Consider the following 14,678-nt stretch of genomic DNA (forward strand, 5'->3'; position numbering starts at 1 on the left):
ATGACAAACGAATTTGAGCAGGTTCCATTCAACGCAGCTGCTGATTTTGCGGAGAATCCCGAGAACCGGTGTCCATGCCTACTTCTTCTGGATACTTCCGGATCGATGCATGGCGCTCCAATCAACGAACTCAATGCGGGGCTTTCCCAGTTCAAAGACGAACTCACTGCTGACTCGATGGCGGCAAAGCGGGTGGAGGTTGGCATCGTGACGTTTGGTCCAGTTCAAGTCGCCACGGAGTTTACGACCGCCGACGCATTCTTTCCTCCCAAGCTTACAACAACCGGGGACACTCCTATGGGTGCGGCGATCAAGAAGGGGCTCGAAATGATTCGCCAGCGGAAGGAAGTATACAGACAGAATGGCATAGCCTATTACAGACCGTGGGTCTTCCTCATCACGGATGGAGCCCCAACGGATTCCTGGGAGCAAGCTGCCCAACTCGTTCGCGAGGGCGAAACGACGAAGAGCTTTCAGTTCTTTGCCGTTGGGGTGGAAGGCGCGAACATGGACATCCTCGGCCAAATTTCGGCCCGTTCTCCGCTCAAACTGAAGGGACTCCAGTTTCGAGAGTTGTTTCAGTGGCTTTCGAATTCAATGGGAGCGGTTTCTCGATCTTCTCCAGGTGATGCGATCCCACTTGCGAACCCGACTGCACCGGAGGGCTGGGCAACCGTGGGATGAATTCCGTCTGGCGAATCGCAGCGGCTTCCGTAGCAGGAACGTCCCACGAACGGACAGGTGCGCCGTGCCAAGATTCTCATCTGGCAGCTCTAGTCGGCGATGGTGGATCTACGCTTGTACTGATTGCTTCGGATGGCGCGGGCAGCGCATCGCATTCTGAGATTGGCTCCTCGTTGGCTTGTAGTCGGCTCATGGAAGAGCTGAGGCGCGCGATTGATCAGGGGCTGGAGGTAGCTCAAATTACAAAGGAGGTGGCGCTCGGATGGCTTTCGGAGGTGCGAGCAGCCCTTCAAACAGCCGCCGACGAACACAATCTGGGTCTACGCGAATTCGCGTGCACGCTTCTTGCCGCGGTTGTCTCACCCACTCATTCCGCATTTTTCCAAGTGGGGGACGGAGCAATGGTTGTCCGACCCAATGGTGATTCCTGGAGCTACGTGTTTTGGCCTCAGCATGGTCAGTTCATCAACACGACCTATTTCATCACCGACGCGACGGCCGCGGATGTCCTCGAATGCGACGTGGTCGAGGGGAGGATTGAAGAAGTCGCCGTGTTCACCGATGGAATCGAACCATTGGTCCTTCACTACGCCTCGCAGTCCGTTCACTCTCCATTCTTCGACCGGATCTTCCAGCCAGTTCGAAATCTTGAATCGATTGGGCTAAGCGAAGAGCTTTCCGCGAAGCTCCAGAGCTATCTTGCTTTGCCGTTGGTGTGCGAGCGTACAGACGACGACAAAACATTGCTCTTGGCGACCAAGGCAGAGCCTGTTGCCGAGGAGCCCGTTGCATTTGCTGAGAAGTCACACCTATAGATCCACCATGGCTTTGCGAGGTCGAAACGGAACGATCCGTCTCGGGAGCCTGCTCGGAAAGGGCGGCGAGGGGGAGGTTTATACTCTCGCCGGAGACTCAAATACTGTCGCCAAAGTCTACCTTGCTGAGGTTAGCAAGGAGCGGGAGGACAAACTCAAAATCATGCCGGGTCTGCTGACGCCGGAGATCGCTCGGCTGACTGCATGGCCAAAGGAGATTCTTTACAAGGACAACGGACGCATCGGGGGATTCCTGATGGACAGGATGGGCACCTCAAAGGACATCCATTCCCTCTATGGGCCTAAGAGCAGGTTGACTGAGTTCCCGCACGCCGATTGGCGATTACTGGTAAGATCAGCGCTGAATCTTTCGAGGGCATTTCACGTTCTTCACCAGGCCGGTTGCTTGGTCGCCGATGTGAACCATGGAGGCATACGTGTCGCCGCAGACGGAACGATCAAGATCATTGATTGCGACAGCTTCCAAATCACGCGCGGTGGCAGGGTCTATCTTTGCGAGGTGGGGACAGATCAGTTCACGCCACCAGAACTCCAGCAGAGGTCATTTCGGCAAACGGCACGCACCCCCAATCATGACAATTTTGGATTGGCAGTATTGATTTTTTATTTGCTGCAAATGGGAAGACATCCCTTTGCCGGGCGATATCGGGGGCCGGAGGAGATGCCCATTCCGAAGGCTATTGGTCAGTTTCGCTACGCCTATTCTAGTAACACCTCGCTCACCAACATGGAGCCGCCGCCCCACACGGCAAAGCCGCATGCTGCGTCTCCAGAGCTGGCCAAACTTTGGGAGCAGGCATTTGGGCGTTCAGGCGCAGCGGTTAATGGCCGGCCAGTTGCAGCTGACTGGGTTGCCGCGCTGTCGCGACTAGAGAAGAGTTTCTCCCAGTGCTCAGCGAACCCGACTCATTTCTTCTTCCAGGGAAATGGAAGTTGCCCATGGTGCCCAATCGAGAGCATCGGCATTATTCTCTTCGGCGTTTCGATCAATGGAAATGGTGGGGGCGGGGTAAATGTTGAGGCCCTTTGGAAGCAAATTCAAGGGGTGCAAAATCCAGGATTCTCGTCGTGGTCGTGGTCTGGGCCGACGATCGGAATCAAGCCGTCGTCAAAAGCAACGACAGCAAAAGGAAAGCGAAACGAGCGGCGCTCAGTTGGATTGGTTGTTGGTGTGGTAGTGTTCTTTGCCGGTGCTTCGGTCGCCGGTTCGATGTGGCTGCTTTGGATTATTGTCGCATCGATTGCTGGGTTCTGGATCGCGAACTCGGCTAACGGAGGCATCGAGCAGTTTCTTGAGGTTCACGCACAGCTCGCAAATCGGAAGGCCGAGCTGATTGAACAGTATACCGCGAAAGGTGAAGTGGGTGCGTTCGACTCTAAGGTGAACGAACTCACCCGAGTCCACATGGAGCATGGAGACTTGGCTTCTGAGCGGCAGCGTCGGTATCAGGAATTGGTCAAAAACCGCGAGAAACATGCCTTGGATCGGCACTTGGATAAGCATCGGATTGACCGTGCTGGGATCTCAGGAATTGGACCGGTGCGGACTGACATGCTTGAGTCTTACGGGATCGAGACTGCCGCAGACGTAAATCTTCAGGCTGTTCTACAGGTTCCGGGTTTCGGTATCGCACTGGCATCGCAGCTGATGGAATGGCGACACGAAGTGGCACGAAGATTCCGGTTCAACCCGGCTTCCGAGGTTGATCGAGGAGAAGTGTTGGCACTTGATCGGGCGATTGCGATCAAACGTACGGAATTGGAGAAGAAACTTCGTGTAGGACCCGCTATTCTTCAGCAAATCCGGCAATCCATTTTGAGCCGCCGGGCTGCACTTGCTGGCGAACTGGAGAAGATCTCCACTGAGTTGGCGCAAGCTAAGATGGATCTGGATCTCCTCCAGTAGCAGCATGGCCGCAGCCTCGAAACCCCGCCGCTGCCGGAGAACTTGCAAGCGGACCTTGTGACGTCGCAGTATGTGGCTCGTGAACCTCCCCCCTCGCGCTCTCGTGTTCATCGCGATCTTCTCCACCGCATGCTCCAACCAGCCTGGACAACAGTCCGTAGGGAAACGGGCCAGCGAGATTCAAGTGGCTTCATCACACCCTGTCAGAGAGCGCAAGACCGGGACAGACACCTTCTCGATCGGATCTTCAAATGATGCGGTCATATTGGCGATGGGACAACCGGACAACGTGCGAACGAAGTCGGGCGGGGAGATCGAAATTTGGAACTACAGGTTTTCCACCGTGGCATTTCGCGGTGGTAAGGTCACCGGGTGGGAGGACCACAGCAATGTGCTGAAATCTCGCGGGAGTGGAGACACCCGGCTCGCCGAAAGCGACGAGAAGGCACGCGGCGGCCAATCGGATTCCGTTTCGGTATCGCCCGAACTTGCGGCAAGAATGGGGGCACGCACTACGCCACCCCCTTCAGGCGCAACCAACCCTTCGGTCCAATACGTCGAAGGCCATCAGCGTAGTAACGGATCGGCTGTTCAAGGCTACTACCGAACGACCGGTGATGCGAGCAGGACGAACAACTTCAGTTCCAGCGGAAACGTGAACCCGTTTACACGGAAGCGGGGCTCACGGTAAGGACAACGGCAAGTCGTGAAGGAGTGAGGAATGAATGAGCAAGCAACAGCATCTTTTGATTGGTTTGCCAGGCACAGTAGCCGTCTATTCGACATGATCGGCGTGCCTGCTGGCTCAGAGGAAGCGTCCGTTTTCCGCGAGGAGGCGGCCCGGCGGATCATCCAGCGGTTGGCCTGCCGATCGGACAGCGACGAACAAGGTGGCAGGGGCATGGAGCGACCCCGTTTCACCGATGAAATGCTATCCTACGCCGATGCTGCCGGCATCAATCCGCGTAAAACCGTTGATGAACTCTGGTGGATCTGGGATTTGGCGGTTGGCCTTTCGTTCGGTTACGTCCAGTGGAATAACGGCATGGATCCAGATATCCGGGAAGCCTATCCGGCGCTCAAGATGAGCAGGTTTTCAGGCAGCCTTCCGGCAAGCTTGCGCAAAAAATGGAAGGAAGCCGGCGGGCGAATATTCAGAGGGAGCGCAATCGCGTCCAAGGGAGATCTAGCTTGGGTGGCGGTAAGTGAATTCGGGCTTCCATGGCCTCCATTCGGTTGAAATTGCGACATCGACCTTGATGACGTCAGGCGGGCCGACGCGCTGGCTTTGGGTATCGACGTCAATTCGACCGACAGGCTCACGGGCTGGTGGTCGTAGTCGCTACCGACGAGTGACGGGCCGGTGGAGCAAGCAGGACCTCACTTTTCATACGTCCGGCCGCCAGTGGACCAGAGGTAGAGCGTTTCGGAATATCCGAGCTTCACGATCTTTCTTTCCATGATCGGCTCGGCAACGCCAGCGATCACCACGGCTCTTCCCAGAAGAGATACCCCAGCTTCGGATTCGCCGAGAATTCCATCCGCCGACGCAATGAATGGAAGATTCAAGCCGTTGCGCCAATACACGATGGTTGCACCTTCCGGAAGTGCCCCAATTGGCTGGATCACGAAGATTCCGCAAAAGCTGCGAACGAAAACGAAACACACCGTGAAAGCGAGTAGCGCCAAGAGAATGATCCGTCGCTTTTTCATGAAATCGTTCGTGGTGGAAGGGCTGAACGAACCTTGCGTCTGATGTCCTACTTCGTCGCGACCTTCACGTACGCGTAATCGACCTTTCCTTCGAGTTCGAAGACGGCGACGGAGGTCAGCTTTCCGGCCGGCTCCCACCGGATCACCGTTGGCCCCTTGAAGGTCGGCTTGGCGGCATCGATTCCGAGCGCCTTGGTTGCAGTTTCGTCGAAGGTCACGTCCTTCAGGTCGTTGATCGTGATCCAGTCAGCCTCCCCCTTGATGTAGACGATCTCAACCTTGCCCTTCTGATAGACGAGCGTCTTGCCGTACTTGGTTTTCTCTCCTTCGGTCGGCTTGCCGAGGAGCTTCTCCACCGCGGCAGGCTCTTTGCCGGCGATTTTCGGGATATCCGCTACCGGGTCGGCGAATAGAGGTTGGACGAACGACAGGACGGCGACAGTGGCGAAGGCGAAAAGTCTCATTCGGCAAGATTGGGAGTGCGTGACTCTAACGACTTTCAGCGACCGAACTCAAGGCATTGATCGACCTGCCTGCTAGCGCTTCGGCGGCCAGGCGGTAGCCCGCTGGACTCCTGGCGCTCCTATGGGCTCTCCCGCTTCGAAAGCGTTCCTCTGGCATCAGAAGGCCACTACGGGTGCCGACGAAGGTGGGCAGAGGCGGCCGAGCGCGGGTGGCTTTTTCGCAGGCGAGCAGAGCGCGATCGGCTGGGAGCGCTCCGCTCCCGCGCTCCTTTGATATACCCAAGTGGAAGAGTTACGGAAGCGGCGAGCGAGCGGGCTTCTTAAATGGGCGGCCTTACGAAGTGGAGGCCCCGACTCGTCGCCCGGCGACCCTAATATTCCAGCGGCGGCGCGCGAAGTTTCTGGAACGACGGTGTGTCCCTGGGAAGGTGAAGAGGGAATTCACCATATGCGTCACCGCGTTGCCACAGCGAAAATTCCAAACACGATCGGCGGCAAAGAGATGCACAGGTAGTAGAAGAGGTATTGACCGACTAGGAGTCGAACTTGAATGCAAAAGAGGTCCCACTTTTTCAGATTGTGATCTTCATACTTGGGTTTCGACGCCCGAAAGCATGCGAAGTCAATATCCTCATGGTTCTCAGAGCGCTTGAGGATGTCGTCATACCGTTTTGCGATCTCCTCCACCTTTCCGATGAATTCCTCGCCCTTCTTGTCGGCAAAGCGAGTCTTGAGAGCCCTGAGTTCGTTGTATAGCTCGGCTATCTGAAGTCCGCTTTGATGGTAGGTGTGCGCCCTCAGTCCGTAATTCTGGGAGGCTTCAAGTTGGCTGACGACAAGGATGATGATCGATAGCGCCGAGCTGATAAACAAGATGATCTGGCTCGTTCCCTGGGTAGAGAATTGCGGCAACATCGTCGTAATCAGCGAGAAGATCATGACGTACGCGGAAAGGATGGCCACTGCACGAGTGGACAATTCGTTCTTTCGTCGGTTTCTCGCCGCCGCGTTGAATCGGCTCTTGTAGGTCGACCAAAGTTTGTAATTCAGCTCCCGGTCGTAAGAGCCCTGCGCATAAAGTGGAATGTTGCTGCTTCCCATAGGGATTATTTGCGCTAGTCGTCGATAAAAGCTTCTCCCAAAGGTGCCTAGAGCGATTTTCAGCAGCCCCCTTGAGCGGATCCGGTCCAATGCATCCAGATCATAACCATCGCGGCTGTATCGAGTTCGCAGTATTGAAGCAACTGCTGCTTTAGGGCGTTCCTGGCGTCATCGTTCTCGGCCCCTCGTCCAAAAACCAAATCCTGGTAAGCTCGGACCGCTGCGGTGCCCTCTTGCACCAAATCAAAATCCTCTCCTGAATCCGAATCAGAGAAGGCCTCCAGCGTTTTGTAAGGGTCAATCGGTTTGCCGTTCTTGTCTTGCCGGAAATACTTCGCAAAGAGGGGATGTTCCCAAAGGGCTGAATTATTTTCCCATACGGCAGGAAGCACGACCTTGATGGACGTGCGTCCGCCCATTCGTGGATGAAAGTGGTAGTCCTTAGTCAGCTTTTCCATGTCAACCACACGAGGATTGTCTCGGTCGCCGAGGTCCCTTAGCCACTGCGCGAGATCGGGATCATCTTCGCCCATAGCGTCAAGATGCTCGCGGATATCTCTCAAGGCTGTCTGCTCGAAGGAGGACCAGACGTAAACCGTTCCGCTAGTGCCGATGACATCCCGCAAAGAGCGGGCGAATTGAAAATTGCTGAAGGCCTGTTCGACGTTGATCCACTCCGTATGGATTACTTCCCCACCCGGCTCGGCAATTGTATGGCAGCTCCACTGGAACGCCGCTTGCTGATACGGGTGCATTCCTTCATGGTATGGCAAGGCTGCCCTGCTCGCTTCGAAATCGATGAAGTGCAGAGGGTATTGATGGGACCTCAGAACCTCCCTGATTTGGGCGTTAAGGTATTCTTGTGGAGGGTCGGTGTGCTCAAGCTGGATCTTCTGCCGGGGCGCATACGAGCCTGACAGCCAGGATTCCGGGATATCCAGGAGGCCAGCCTTACCCTGGTTGACAAGGAATGTGACTGGATCAGCACCAGCAGGCGGACGAAGATTTCCCAATCGGTAGAAGTCCAATACGTGAGGCTCGACCTCGGCGAGAGGTCCCCAGCATTCCCTGAAGCCATTCCGTTGCTCGGATCGGGCGACGCGGTACTCGCAGTCCTTGCATCCCTTGCGCAGAAGGGGTGCGATCCTAACGGGTGCCTCAGAGTCCACCGACGAGGCAAGTTCATCTGCCGCGGTTGTAATCTCGGGCAAGAGTTGGCCTACTTCTGTGGCAACATCCACAAGCGCGAGGACATGCTCTGAGCCGAGTGCCTCGGGAATTCCGGTGTAAACGACGTCAGACGCCATTCGCGAACCACCTTGCTTCTCCAAGTGGAACTTGTCGGTAGTGGAATTCTCGGTGGCGAGCCTAGCCTTGTCGACGACACAGAGGACGGGCGATATTTGCCAGTCCGGAAAGGCGCGTTGAAAAACCATTACCTGGAAGGTGACGTCTTCTAGATACGACCTTTTATCCGCTTTGATTCGACCTTGACTCCCTCGGAAAGGGTTCGGCCCGTCCGCAGCGGTATCCACTGACGTAGACTTAACTTCAATGAGTCGGACGACGTTTCCGCGCTTCTCAAGGATGTCAATGCGGGCTGAAAGCCTGCCGGCCAATATCGTGGGCTCAAACAAGACGACATTCTCCGCTTCTTCGAGGATTCTCTTTGCAGCACTAAACGCCTCTTCAGGGTTGGCTCCGCTGCATTCCATCTCCCGACCATCGGGAAAGAGCAGCTTGGCCATCTTTTCCACCATGTAACCGCCGTCGGCCAAGAACTCCATAAACGGGTTTTCGTTTAGGAGAGACGGGTATCGGAGCTTCTTGTAGTAGAGCTTTGTCGGACACTCTCGCGCCACATTGAAGTCGGATTTCGTGAGATACATGGAGGTTGAGGAGGATTGATACTGAAGGTGACCTACTAACAGGCGGCTAGTCTCAAGTCGATTACAGCAACGAGCCGATATTGGAAATCGACCGGCCGGCCCAAATGTTCTCCACCCCAATTGGCCCCGGGGTGCCCTACCGTTCGCGTTTCAGATTAGCCATGAGAGCGGATGCGAATGACAATCTCGATTGCGACCGCGACAAACCCGGCTAGCAGAAATGCAACCTTCGCGAGGAACAGCGAGAATGCAGGTCTGACCAACGAACGGGGCACTTCAATTTCGCCGTTGAGGGACCGGGTTTCAGCCCACATCCTCCCCTCTTGCTCCTCGGTGAAGGACTTGATCTGAATTGCCCCGACGAATCCATGGAGAAGATCGAGTACAAAGTAGCCGACGAACAGCGCAAGTGCCCAGAGGATTGCGGGTGGGAAGGTGAAGCTTGAGTCACGGAAGAACCAACAAATGGCAGCACCCGCAAAACCCAGTTTCCTCCCGTGCTCGGTGATGTCACGCGTATGATGCTGGTATTGTCTCCAAAGCTCCTGACCTTTCATGGGGGCACCTAAGGGTAGCTGCGGGTTCCCGGATTGTTCGTCGGGGGCGGAGGGGGACGCGGCGGTGTAGGCTGTGGTTTTTCGTTCACTTCCGTTTCTCCTTTCGAACTCCCTTGAATGGATTGTTGTCGGACTTCTGATCGATGAATCGGCCGGAGTCGGTATCGCGCTTCGTCCAGCGCTCGGTTTGAGGGTTGAAGGTCTGAGAACGGTTCCGCACCGCACCTTTGCGCGCTCCGTCACCGGTTGGTGGATTTGTGGCCATAGTCGATTTCGGTTCGCTAGAGGGTTCAGGAGGTGTGACAGGGTTTACAACAATGGTAGCAGCCATTGATTCTTTCCTTAGGCCAGCGCTTCTTCGCCTCCGCTACCGCGCCGTGACAAGAGGCATGATAGCCCAGGTCGATCTGGTTCTCCGTTTTCGGCATGTAGGTGCAACCATTGGTCTTATCATGAACTTCATAATCCCCATTGGGTTGCTGGTTCTTGTTGATGATGTATTGAGGCATGATTTTGATGTGGTGGCGTGATCGGGCATTTTCGAATCACCATGGCGGCGGACTGATGAGAGGTGCTGGAGGGAGGGGCAGCCCAGGTCCGCATTCTTGTTCAACCTGGCTGACCGAGCGAGTGGGGGCTTGGCCCAGCACCGTATCCGGGGTTACCTCAGCCGAGATTGTCGCCTTCGCTTGCGTTCGGGTTCGAACAGGGCGTCTTGAGCCCATTGATTTCCCGGACATGGTAGTCAGGGTAGTTCCCCCGTTCGATTTCCCTGACGAATTGAGGACGGGTCATTTCCGCTCCGCGATTGGGATCGAGGAATCGCTGATTACGTCCGGAATCCGACTCATCGGTTACTTTCACTGGCTTCATAATTCTATGGTTACGGTTGGCGTTAAGATTCCCCAGAAATGCTGGAAGCCATTGGAGGCCTCAGAATCGGCCGCTTTCCGCAACCGATGCCCGCAGAATACCAGTTCAACAATAATGATCAAGCGAAAAAGTAGATGCACCATGGAAAATGATGACAAAGTAGATCCTGGATGGTAGATAATCAGGAAATCAGAACTAAATTCCAATGTCTTTCCTGACCAATGATGAAAACTGGGCCACGCGCGAGCGCCTACGACGCGTGGAGTTCCTGCTCTGGTGGCGGGGGTGGATAGGCAGGCAAGATTTGTTGGAATCCTTCGGAATCTCACCGGCTCAAGCGTCGGGGGATTTACAACGTTACGCCGGGCTGAACCCGGGCGCGATGATCTACCAGACAAGCCGGAAGCGTTATGAATCGGCTGAGGGAATGACCTGTATCCTGCATGAGCCTTCATTCGAAGAAGCTGTGAGGATGTTCCTCGGAAATGGGCAGTTCAGCGGCAGCATGCCCCAGAGAGAGGTGTCAGACTCTCGACTATCGATGATCCAGCTCCCACTGAGGCGATTGGACATAGGAATTGCTCGTCGCGTTCTCATCGCTCTGCTGGAACGGCGAACTCTCCAAGTGCGATACCATTCGCTGAGTTCTGGGAGCGTTGGATTGCGGGAACTGTCTCCAACCGGGTTGGCCTGGGATGGTACCCGTTGGCATGTGAGGGCTTGGTGTGGAGCGAGAGAGGATTGGCGCGACTTCGTGTTGGGTCGGATGTCCGAAGCTACCTGGCCCGCGAAAAGCTTTGGAGATTTACCGGCGGATCAAGACTGGGACACTTTCGAGTCGGTGACGCTTCGGATCAATCCAGAGCTAAGTGACGCCCGGCGCGAGGCCCTGCGTATGGATTATTACCTGGCTGGAGACACCTTGGAACTCCGGGTGCGTCGCTCGATGAAAAGATACCTCCTGGCCTCCTTGTTCATCGACCACCAGAGTCATCTCGAACTTCCAAGGCACTTCGTGGAGAAACAAACTATGTGAACGCACGCTTGGTGCGTCCCAGGCTCCAGTCGGTCCAGCCCGACAAGTGAAACCGGGGGTAGAAATCCCTCACGGCTATTAATGCTTAGATTGTTGTAACATCATGCTGAGGATCTCCCCAAGCGGAATCCGCATCCGCAGGGATTCGCTTTGGGGAGACGGGCAGCATGACGTTCTCCGGTCATGGGAGCAGCAGACGAAGTCGATGCCGGTCCCGTCCCACCAGAAGCTCGGAAGCGTCTAGGGGCGCGTCGCGCTGGTCCGTTGCCACCAGCACCCCTCTTACCAAACAGCCGAACCGTCAAAATACCCGCTAGCCTTCGCAAAGATCGCCGCTTATTTGGATTGTATGCTTGGCATTTGGATTGTTTGTCTGATGCCGATTTTCTTGCGGAGATCTCTCTCCGTTAGATCGGTTTTGAACTCTTCTACCGCACACCCCGTGGCGAGAGCCTTCGGCGCTTTAGAGACCCTGTTGGTCCTTCGCAAAGTGTAACATTTTCAAGATCCGCCCACGCAACGCGAGGAATGCTTCGGAGCTACGATCACGCGGTCGGTCCAGCTCCACCGGAATGATCTCCTCGATTTTCCCCGGACACGGCGTCATGATTACGATCGAGTCGCTCATGTAGATCGCCTCGTCGATGTCGTGGGTCACGAACAGCATGGTCGTGCCGCGGGCTCGCCAGAGACGCAGCACTTCATCCTGCATGCGCATCCGCGTGAAGGCATCGAGAGCGCCGAGGGGTTCGTCGAGCAGCAGGATCTCCGGGTGATTGATCAGCGCGCGGGCCAGGGCGACGCGTTGCGCCATGCCGCCGGAGAGGTGATGGGGAAAGGCATCCGCGAAGTTCTCCAGCCCGACGAGATGGAGGAATTCCTCCACTTCCTTGCGGCTCTCGCCCAGCACTCCACGGGCGAGCGGCCCGGCCTGGATGTTCTTCCGGACGGTCAGCCAAGGGAAGAGATTGGGATCCTGGAAAACCAAACCACGGCTCGCGCAGGGTGCCGTGATCTTTTTCGTGCCCACCAGCAGCTCGCCGCTGTCCGGGGTTTCAAGACCCGCGATCATCCGCAGCAGGGTGGACTTCCCACAGCCGCTGGGACCCACCAGCGAGATCAGTTCGCCCGCTTTCACCGATAGGGAAACGGACTCCAGCGCCGTGAACTCGCTGCGGTCCGGCGAGATGAAGCGCTTGCTCACGCCATTGACACGCAGCGCGGCACCCTCCGCGAGTTGATTGGGCCTGCTTACCATTTGATCGTTCCTTTCTGCCACACCAGCACCCGGTCGCGCAGCGCGAAGAGGCCGGTCATGATCGTCGAGAAGAAGATCGCCATGATCCCCAGCGCGGCGAAGACCTTGCCATACTCGGCCCACTCCCGCGACCAGCCGAGATACCACCCGAGACCGGACTTCACACCGACCGTTTCCGCCACCACCAGGGTCAGGAAGGCGGCACCCAGGCCCATGAAGAGGCCGAGGAAAATGTTCGGCATCGCCGCCGGGATCGCCACCCGGAAGATCAGGTAGGAAGGCTTCGCGCCCAGGGTCTTCGCCACGTCCAGATATGAGGCGCGGGTGTTCGCGATGCCGGAGGAGGTCAGCATCGTCACCGGGAACCACACCGCGATCGCGATCAGGCCGATCGCCGAGAGCGTGGCCGAGGGCGAGACGATCAGGGCCAGCGGAATCCACGCGGTGGCGGGGATTGGGCCAACGATCTTCATCACCGGCATGCCCCAGTAGCGGGCAGTGCGGAACCAGCCGATGCAGACGCCGGTCACGAGTCCGGCCAGCACGCCCAGCAGGTATCCGCGGGCGAGCAGGAACAGCGAGTGGTAGGTGCTCTCCCAGATCAGCACGCGGTCATCGATCGCGCTTTGCAGGATCTTCGGCGGGCTGGGAAAGTAGGGCATGGGCAACAGCCGCAGGCCGGTGGTGATGACTTCGAGCCCGGCGAACAGGAGCACGGCCGCGGACAGGATCGGCCACATGTCATGCATCCAGCGGCGGAGGCCGCCCAGGAAGAACTGCAAGACCGCGGCCATGAGACCGAGCCCGCCGAGCCCGGCCAGCATGATCGAGTAATGGCGCGTCTCCAGCGCCGGCTCCTCGTGGGAGAGGGCGGCATGGATGCCGTAGGCGATGGCCACGGCGAGGGGGAAACCGAGCTTCACCAGCCAGCCCCTGCGAAAAGCGGGCTGGGCTGTGGTCGGTTCGGAGCTGGCGGCGGCGACAGGAACGGGCGAAGCCATTTTCAAGGAGTGCTCACGGCTGCCACTGCTGCCTTGCTGCTTGCGGAGCAGCAGGTCTTGATTTCCGTCGGCCGACCGATCGTGGCCAGTTCCTGTTGGATGAGGTCCCATTGGTTATTCTGGATCTGGCCCATCGCGACGTGCTCGATTTCCTGGCTTTTCAGCCACTCGTCGTTCACACCGGGATACTCGCGGTAGATCTTCTTGATCGACTGGTCGATGTCCATGTCCGGCTTGAGGATGCCGGCACGCTTCATGCCTTCAGCGGCACCGCGGATCGCCTCCTTGCCCCCGGCGATGCTCGGGATGTAGCGCAGGCGACCGAGCGCCTCGGCATTCAGTTCCGGGTTGGAAAGGATGTATTTCTTCTCGACCGAAAGGATGGCGGCGGCACGGGGATTCGTCTCGACCCACTTGGCTCCCTTCATGATTGCCTTGGTTACTGCCGCCGTCGCATCAGGATTCGCCTCGGCATACTTGCCGTTGACGATCACACCGCAGCAGTACTCCGAGGCATAGGGCTCATCGAGGGTTTGGTCGGAGATATTCTGGACCTTCTTGTCCGCCAGCAGCAGCAGGCCGATCGGCTCGGAGTTCGCGATCGCGTCCACTTCGCCCTTCTCAAGGGCCAAGCCGAGTTCGGAGGAGGGGAAAACCTTCCACTGGACGTCATTGCGGGGATCAATCCCGTTGTCCCCCAGCACGCGGTTTGCGAAGATGAAGGGGGGCGTGCCCATGCCGGGCACGCCGATCCGCTTGCCCTTGAGATCCTGCACGGTCTTGAGATTGCCGCCCAGCGGAGCTTGAATGCGCAGGCACCCGCGGTGGATGCCGGCGGTGAGCTTCACATCCAGCCCCTCTTCGATAGGCTTGAGGAAGGCCATTATCGGCTGGTGCACCACGTGGATCGTTCCGAGACCGACCAGATCCTTGAATTGGCCCCACTCGCATTTGACCATCTCCACGTCCAGACCCTGCTCCTTGAAATAGCCCTTCTCCTTGGCGATGTAGAGCGGTGCCTCGCAGGTCAGGCCGATGTAGCCGACCTTGATCTTGGTAAGCCCGTCGGCGGTTTTCTCCGCCTGGGTCGTCTTCTGCTTGCAGCCAGCCAGCAGCAAGGTGCCGAAGGCGGCGGTCCTCAAGAATCGCAAAAGCGAGGGGATGTTCCTCATGTCGGAAAATAATCCAAGTCGACGGGGTCTTTTGCAATTCCTTTGTATCGCCAAGCGTAGCGATGAATTGCACTTCTGAAGCCCCTCGATTCGGTAGTTGTGTAAGTGTCGTGGTTCGGGGGGCTCAGAGGGAAGCCCCCTATCCCCTTCGACCTTCAAGAATTAAGGTCTCGGTGAACCGCATTCTC

At 57.1% G+C, this 14,678-nt stretch carries 16 protein-coding genes; 5 read left to right on the top strand and 11 right to left on the bottom strand.

What is annotated here, in order from left to right:
- From OJ996_RS05585 to OJ996_RS05600, 4 genes are all read left to right on the top strand, one after another.
- The gene (locus OJ996_RS05585) at positions 1–684 is read left to right on the top strand and encodes a vWA domain-containing protein (RefSeq protein WP_264512057.1); all 684 of its coding nucleotides are present in this window, start codon (positions 1–3) and stop codon (positions 682–684) included.
- Positions 681–1,499 carry a PP2C family serine/threonine-protein phosphatase gene (locus tag OJ996_RS05590; RefSeq protein WP_264512059.1) on the top strand — a complete coding sequence of 273 codons (819 nt, stop codon included), beginning with the start codon at positions 681–683 and terminating at the stop codon, positions 1,497–1,499. The genes OJ996_RS05585 and OJ996_RS05590 overlap by 4 nt, the downstream gene beginning before the upstream one ends.
- Positions 1,500–1,506: 7 nt before the next feature.
- Entirely contained in the window at positions 1,507–3,426 is a 1,920-nt protein-coding gene (locus tag OJ996_RS05595) for a helix-hairpin-helix domain-containing protein (protein ID WP_264512061.1), read from the top strand.
- A gap of 721 nt (positions 3,427–4,147) precedes the next feature.
- On the top strand, positions 4,148–4,666 hold the full coding sequence (locus tag OJ996_RS05600; protein WP_264512064.1) for a hypothetical protein: 519 nt from the start codon (positions 4,148–4,150) through the stop codon (positions 4,664–4,666).
- A gap of 140 nt (positions 4,667–4,806) precedes the next feature.
- Here the strand turns inward: OJ996_RS05600 and OJ996_RS05605 are convergent, their stop codons facing one another.
- From OJ996_RS05605 to OJ996_RS05635, 8 genes are all read right to left on the bottom strand, one after another.
- Entirely contained in the window at positions 4,807–5,139 is a 333-nt protein-coding gene (locus OJ996_RS05605; protein ID WP_264512066.1) for a hypothetical protein, read from the bottom strand.
- Positions 5,140–5,186: 47 nt separating this feature from the next.
- Positions 5,187–5,603: a hypothetical protein gene (locus OJ996_RS05610; protein WP_264512068.1), complete on the bottom strand. Its 417-nt coding sequence runs from the start codon at positions 5,601–5,603 to the stop codon at positions 5,187–5,189.
- A 453-nt stretch (positions 5,604–6,056) separates the two neighbouring features.
- Positions 6,057–6,704 (bottom strand): SLATT domain-containing protein, encoded by a 648-nt coding sequence (locus OJ996_RS05615; protein ID WP_264512070.1) that lies wholly within the window; start codon positions 6,702–6,704, stop codon positions 6,057–6,059.
- Positions 6,705–6,763: 59 nt separating this feature from the next.
- Positions 6,764–8,593, bottom strand: coding sequence for a DUF2779 domain-containing protein (locus OJ996_RS05620; protein WP_264512072.1), 1,830 nt, complete (start codon positions 8,591–8,593; stop codon positions 6,764–6,766).
- A gap of 155 nt (positions 8,594–8,748) precedes the next feature.
- A complete protein-coding gene (locus OJ996_RS05625) occupies positions 8,749–9,150 on the bottom strand; it encodes a hypothetical protein (RefSeq protein ID WP_264512074.1) in 402 nt (133 codons plus the stop codon).
- Positions 9,151–9,235: 85 nt separating this feature from the next.
- Positions 9,236–9,415 (bottom strand): hypothetical protein, encoded by a 180-nt coding sequence (locus OJ996_RS26400; RefSeq protein WP_345783764.1) that lies wholly within the window; start codon positions 9,413–9,415, stop codon positions 9,236–9,238.
- Positions 9,416–9,440: 25 nt separating this feature from the next.
- Positions 9,441–9,659, bottom strand: coding sequence for a hypothetical protein (locus tag OJ996_RS05630; protein ID WP_264512076.1), 219 nt, complete (start codon positions 9,657–9,659; stop codon positions 9,441–9,443).
- Between the two features lie 157 nt (positions 9,660–9,816).
- A complete protein-coding gene (locus OJ996_RS05635) occupies positions 9,817–10,014 on the bottom strand; it encodes a hypothetical protein (protein ID WP_264512078.1) in 198 nt (65 codons plus the stop codon).
- Between the two features lie 214 nt (positions 10,015–10,228).
- Between OJ996_RS05635 and OJ996_RS05640 the strand changes: the two genes are divergently transcribed.
- Positions 10,229–11,059 (top strand): WYL domain-containing protein, encoded by an 831-nt coding sequence (locus tag OJ996_RS05640; RefSeq protein WP_264512080.1) that lies wholly within the window; start codon positions 10,229–10,231, stop codon positions 11,057–11,059.
- Between the two features lie 463 nt (positions 11,060–11,522).
- Here OJ996_RS05640 and OJ996_RS05645 read toward each other — a convergent pair whose 3' ends face one another.
- The 3 genes from OJ996_RS05645 to OJ996_RS05655 are packed head-to-tail and all read right to left on the bottom strand — an operon-like array spanning position 11,523 to position 14,490.
- On the bottom strand, positions 11,523–12,317 hold the full coding sequence (locus tag OJ996_RS05645; RefSeq protein ID WP_264512082.1) for an ABC transporter ATP-binding protein: 795 nt from the start codon (positions 12,315–12,317) through the stop codon (positions 11,523–11,525).
- Complete coding sequence (locus OJ996_RS05650) at positions 12,311–13,318, bottom strand: ABC transporter permease (protein WP_264512084.1); 1,008 nt, start codon at positions 13,316–13,318, stop codon at positions 12,311–12,313. Before OJ996_RS05650 ends, OJ996_RS05645 begins: the two co-directional genes overlap by 7 nt.
- A 2-nt stretch (positions 13,319–13,320) precedes the next feature.
- Positions 13,321–14,490: an ABC transporter substrate-binding protein gene (locus OJ996_RS05655; protein ID WP_264512086.1), complete on the bottom strand. Its 1,170-nt coding sequence runs from the start codon at positions 14,488–14,490 to the stop codon at positions 13,321–13,323.
- Between the last annotated feature and the right edge of the window lie 188 nt (positions 14,491–14,678).

Origin of the sequence: Luteolibacter rhizosphaerae, assembly GCF_025950095.1 — a bacterium.
In the GTDB taxonomy this organism is placed as follows: domain Bacteria; phylum Verrucomicrobiota; class Verrucomicrobiia; order Verrucomicrobiales; family Akkermansiaceae; genus Haloferula; species Haloferula rhizosphaerae.

What these genes read in the sequence shown, in the direction of transcription:
- OJ996_RS05585 (WP_264512057.1), top strand. Translation starts at nt 1, where the DNA reads ATGACAAACGAATTTGAGCAGGTTCCATTCAACGCAGCTGCTGATTTT.
- OJ996_RS05590 (WP_264512059.1), top strand. Translation starts at nt 681, where the DNA reads ATGAATTCCGTCTGGCGAATCGCAGCGGCTTCCGTAGCAGGAACGTCC.
- OJ996_RS05595 (WP_264512061.1), top strand. Translation starts at nt 1,507, where the DNA reads ATGGCTTTGCGAGGTCGAAACGGAACGATCCGTCTCGGGAGCCTGCTC.
- OJ996_RS05600 (WP_264512064.1), top strand. Translation starts at nt 4,148, where the DNA reads ATGAATGAGCAAGCAACAGCATCTTTTGATTGGTTTGCCAGGCACAGT.
- OJ996_RS05605 (WP_264512066.1), bottom strand. Translation starts at nt 5,139, where the DNA reads ATGAAAAAGCGACGGATCATTCTCTTGGCGCTACTCGCTTTCACGGTG.
- OJ996_RS05610 (WP_264512068.1), bottom strand. Translation starts at nt 5,603, where the DNA reads ATGAGACTTTTCGCCTTCGCCACTGTCGCCGTCCTGTCGTTCGTCCAA.
- OJ996_RS05615 (WP_264512070.1), bottom strand. Translation starts at nt 6,704, where the DNA reads ATGGGAAGCAGCAACATTCCACTTTATGCGCAGGGCTCTTACGACCGG.
- OJ996_RS05620 (WP_264512072.1), bottom strand. Translation starts at nt 8,593, where the DNA reads ATGTATCTCACGAAATCCGACTTCAATGTGGCGCGAGAGTGTCCGACA.
- OJ996_RS05625 (WP_264512074.1), bottom strand. Translation starts at nt 9,150, where the DNA reads ATGAAAGGTCAGGAGCTTTGGAGACAATACCAGCATCATACGCGTGAC.
- OJ996_RS26400 (WP_345783764.1), bottom strand. Translation starts at nt 9,415, where the DNA reads ATGGCCACAAATCCACCAACCGGTGACGGAGCGCGCAAAGGTGCGGTG.
- OJ996_RS05630 (WP_264512076.1), bottom strand. Translation starts at nt 9,659, where the DNA reads ATGCCTCAATACATCATCAACAAGAACCAGCAACCCAATGGGGATTAT.
- OJ996_RS05640 (WP_264512080.1), top strand. Translation starts at nt 10,229, where the DNA reads ATGTCTTTCCTGACCAATGATGAAAACTGGGCCACGCGCGAGCGCCTA.
- OJ996_RS05645 (WP_264512082.1), bottom strand. Translation starts at nt 12,317, where the DNA reads ATGGTAAGCAGGCCCAATCAACTCGCGGAGGGTGCCGCGCTGCGTGTC.
- OJ996_RS05650 (WP_264512084.1), bottom strand. Translation starts at nt 13,318, where the DNA reads ATGGCTTCGCCCGTTCCTGTCGCCGCCGCCAGCTCCGAACCGACCACA.
- OJ996_RS05655 (WP_264512086.1), bottom strand. Translation starts at nt 14,490, where the DNA reads ATGAGGAACATCCCCTCGCTTTTGCGATTCTTGAGGACCGCCGCCTTC.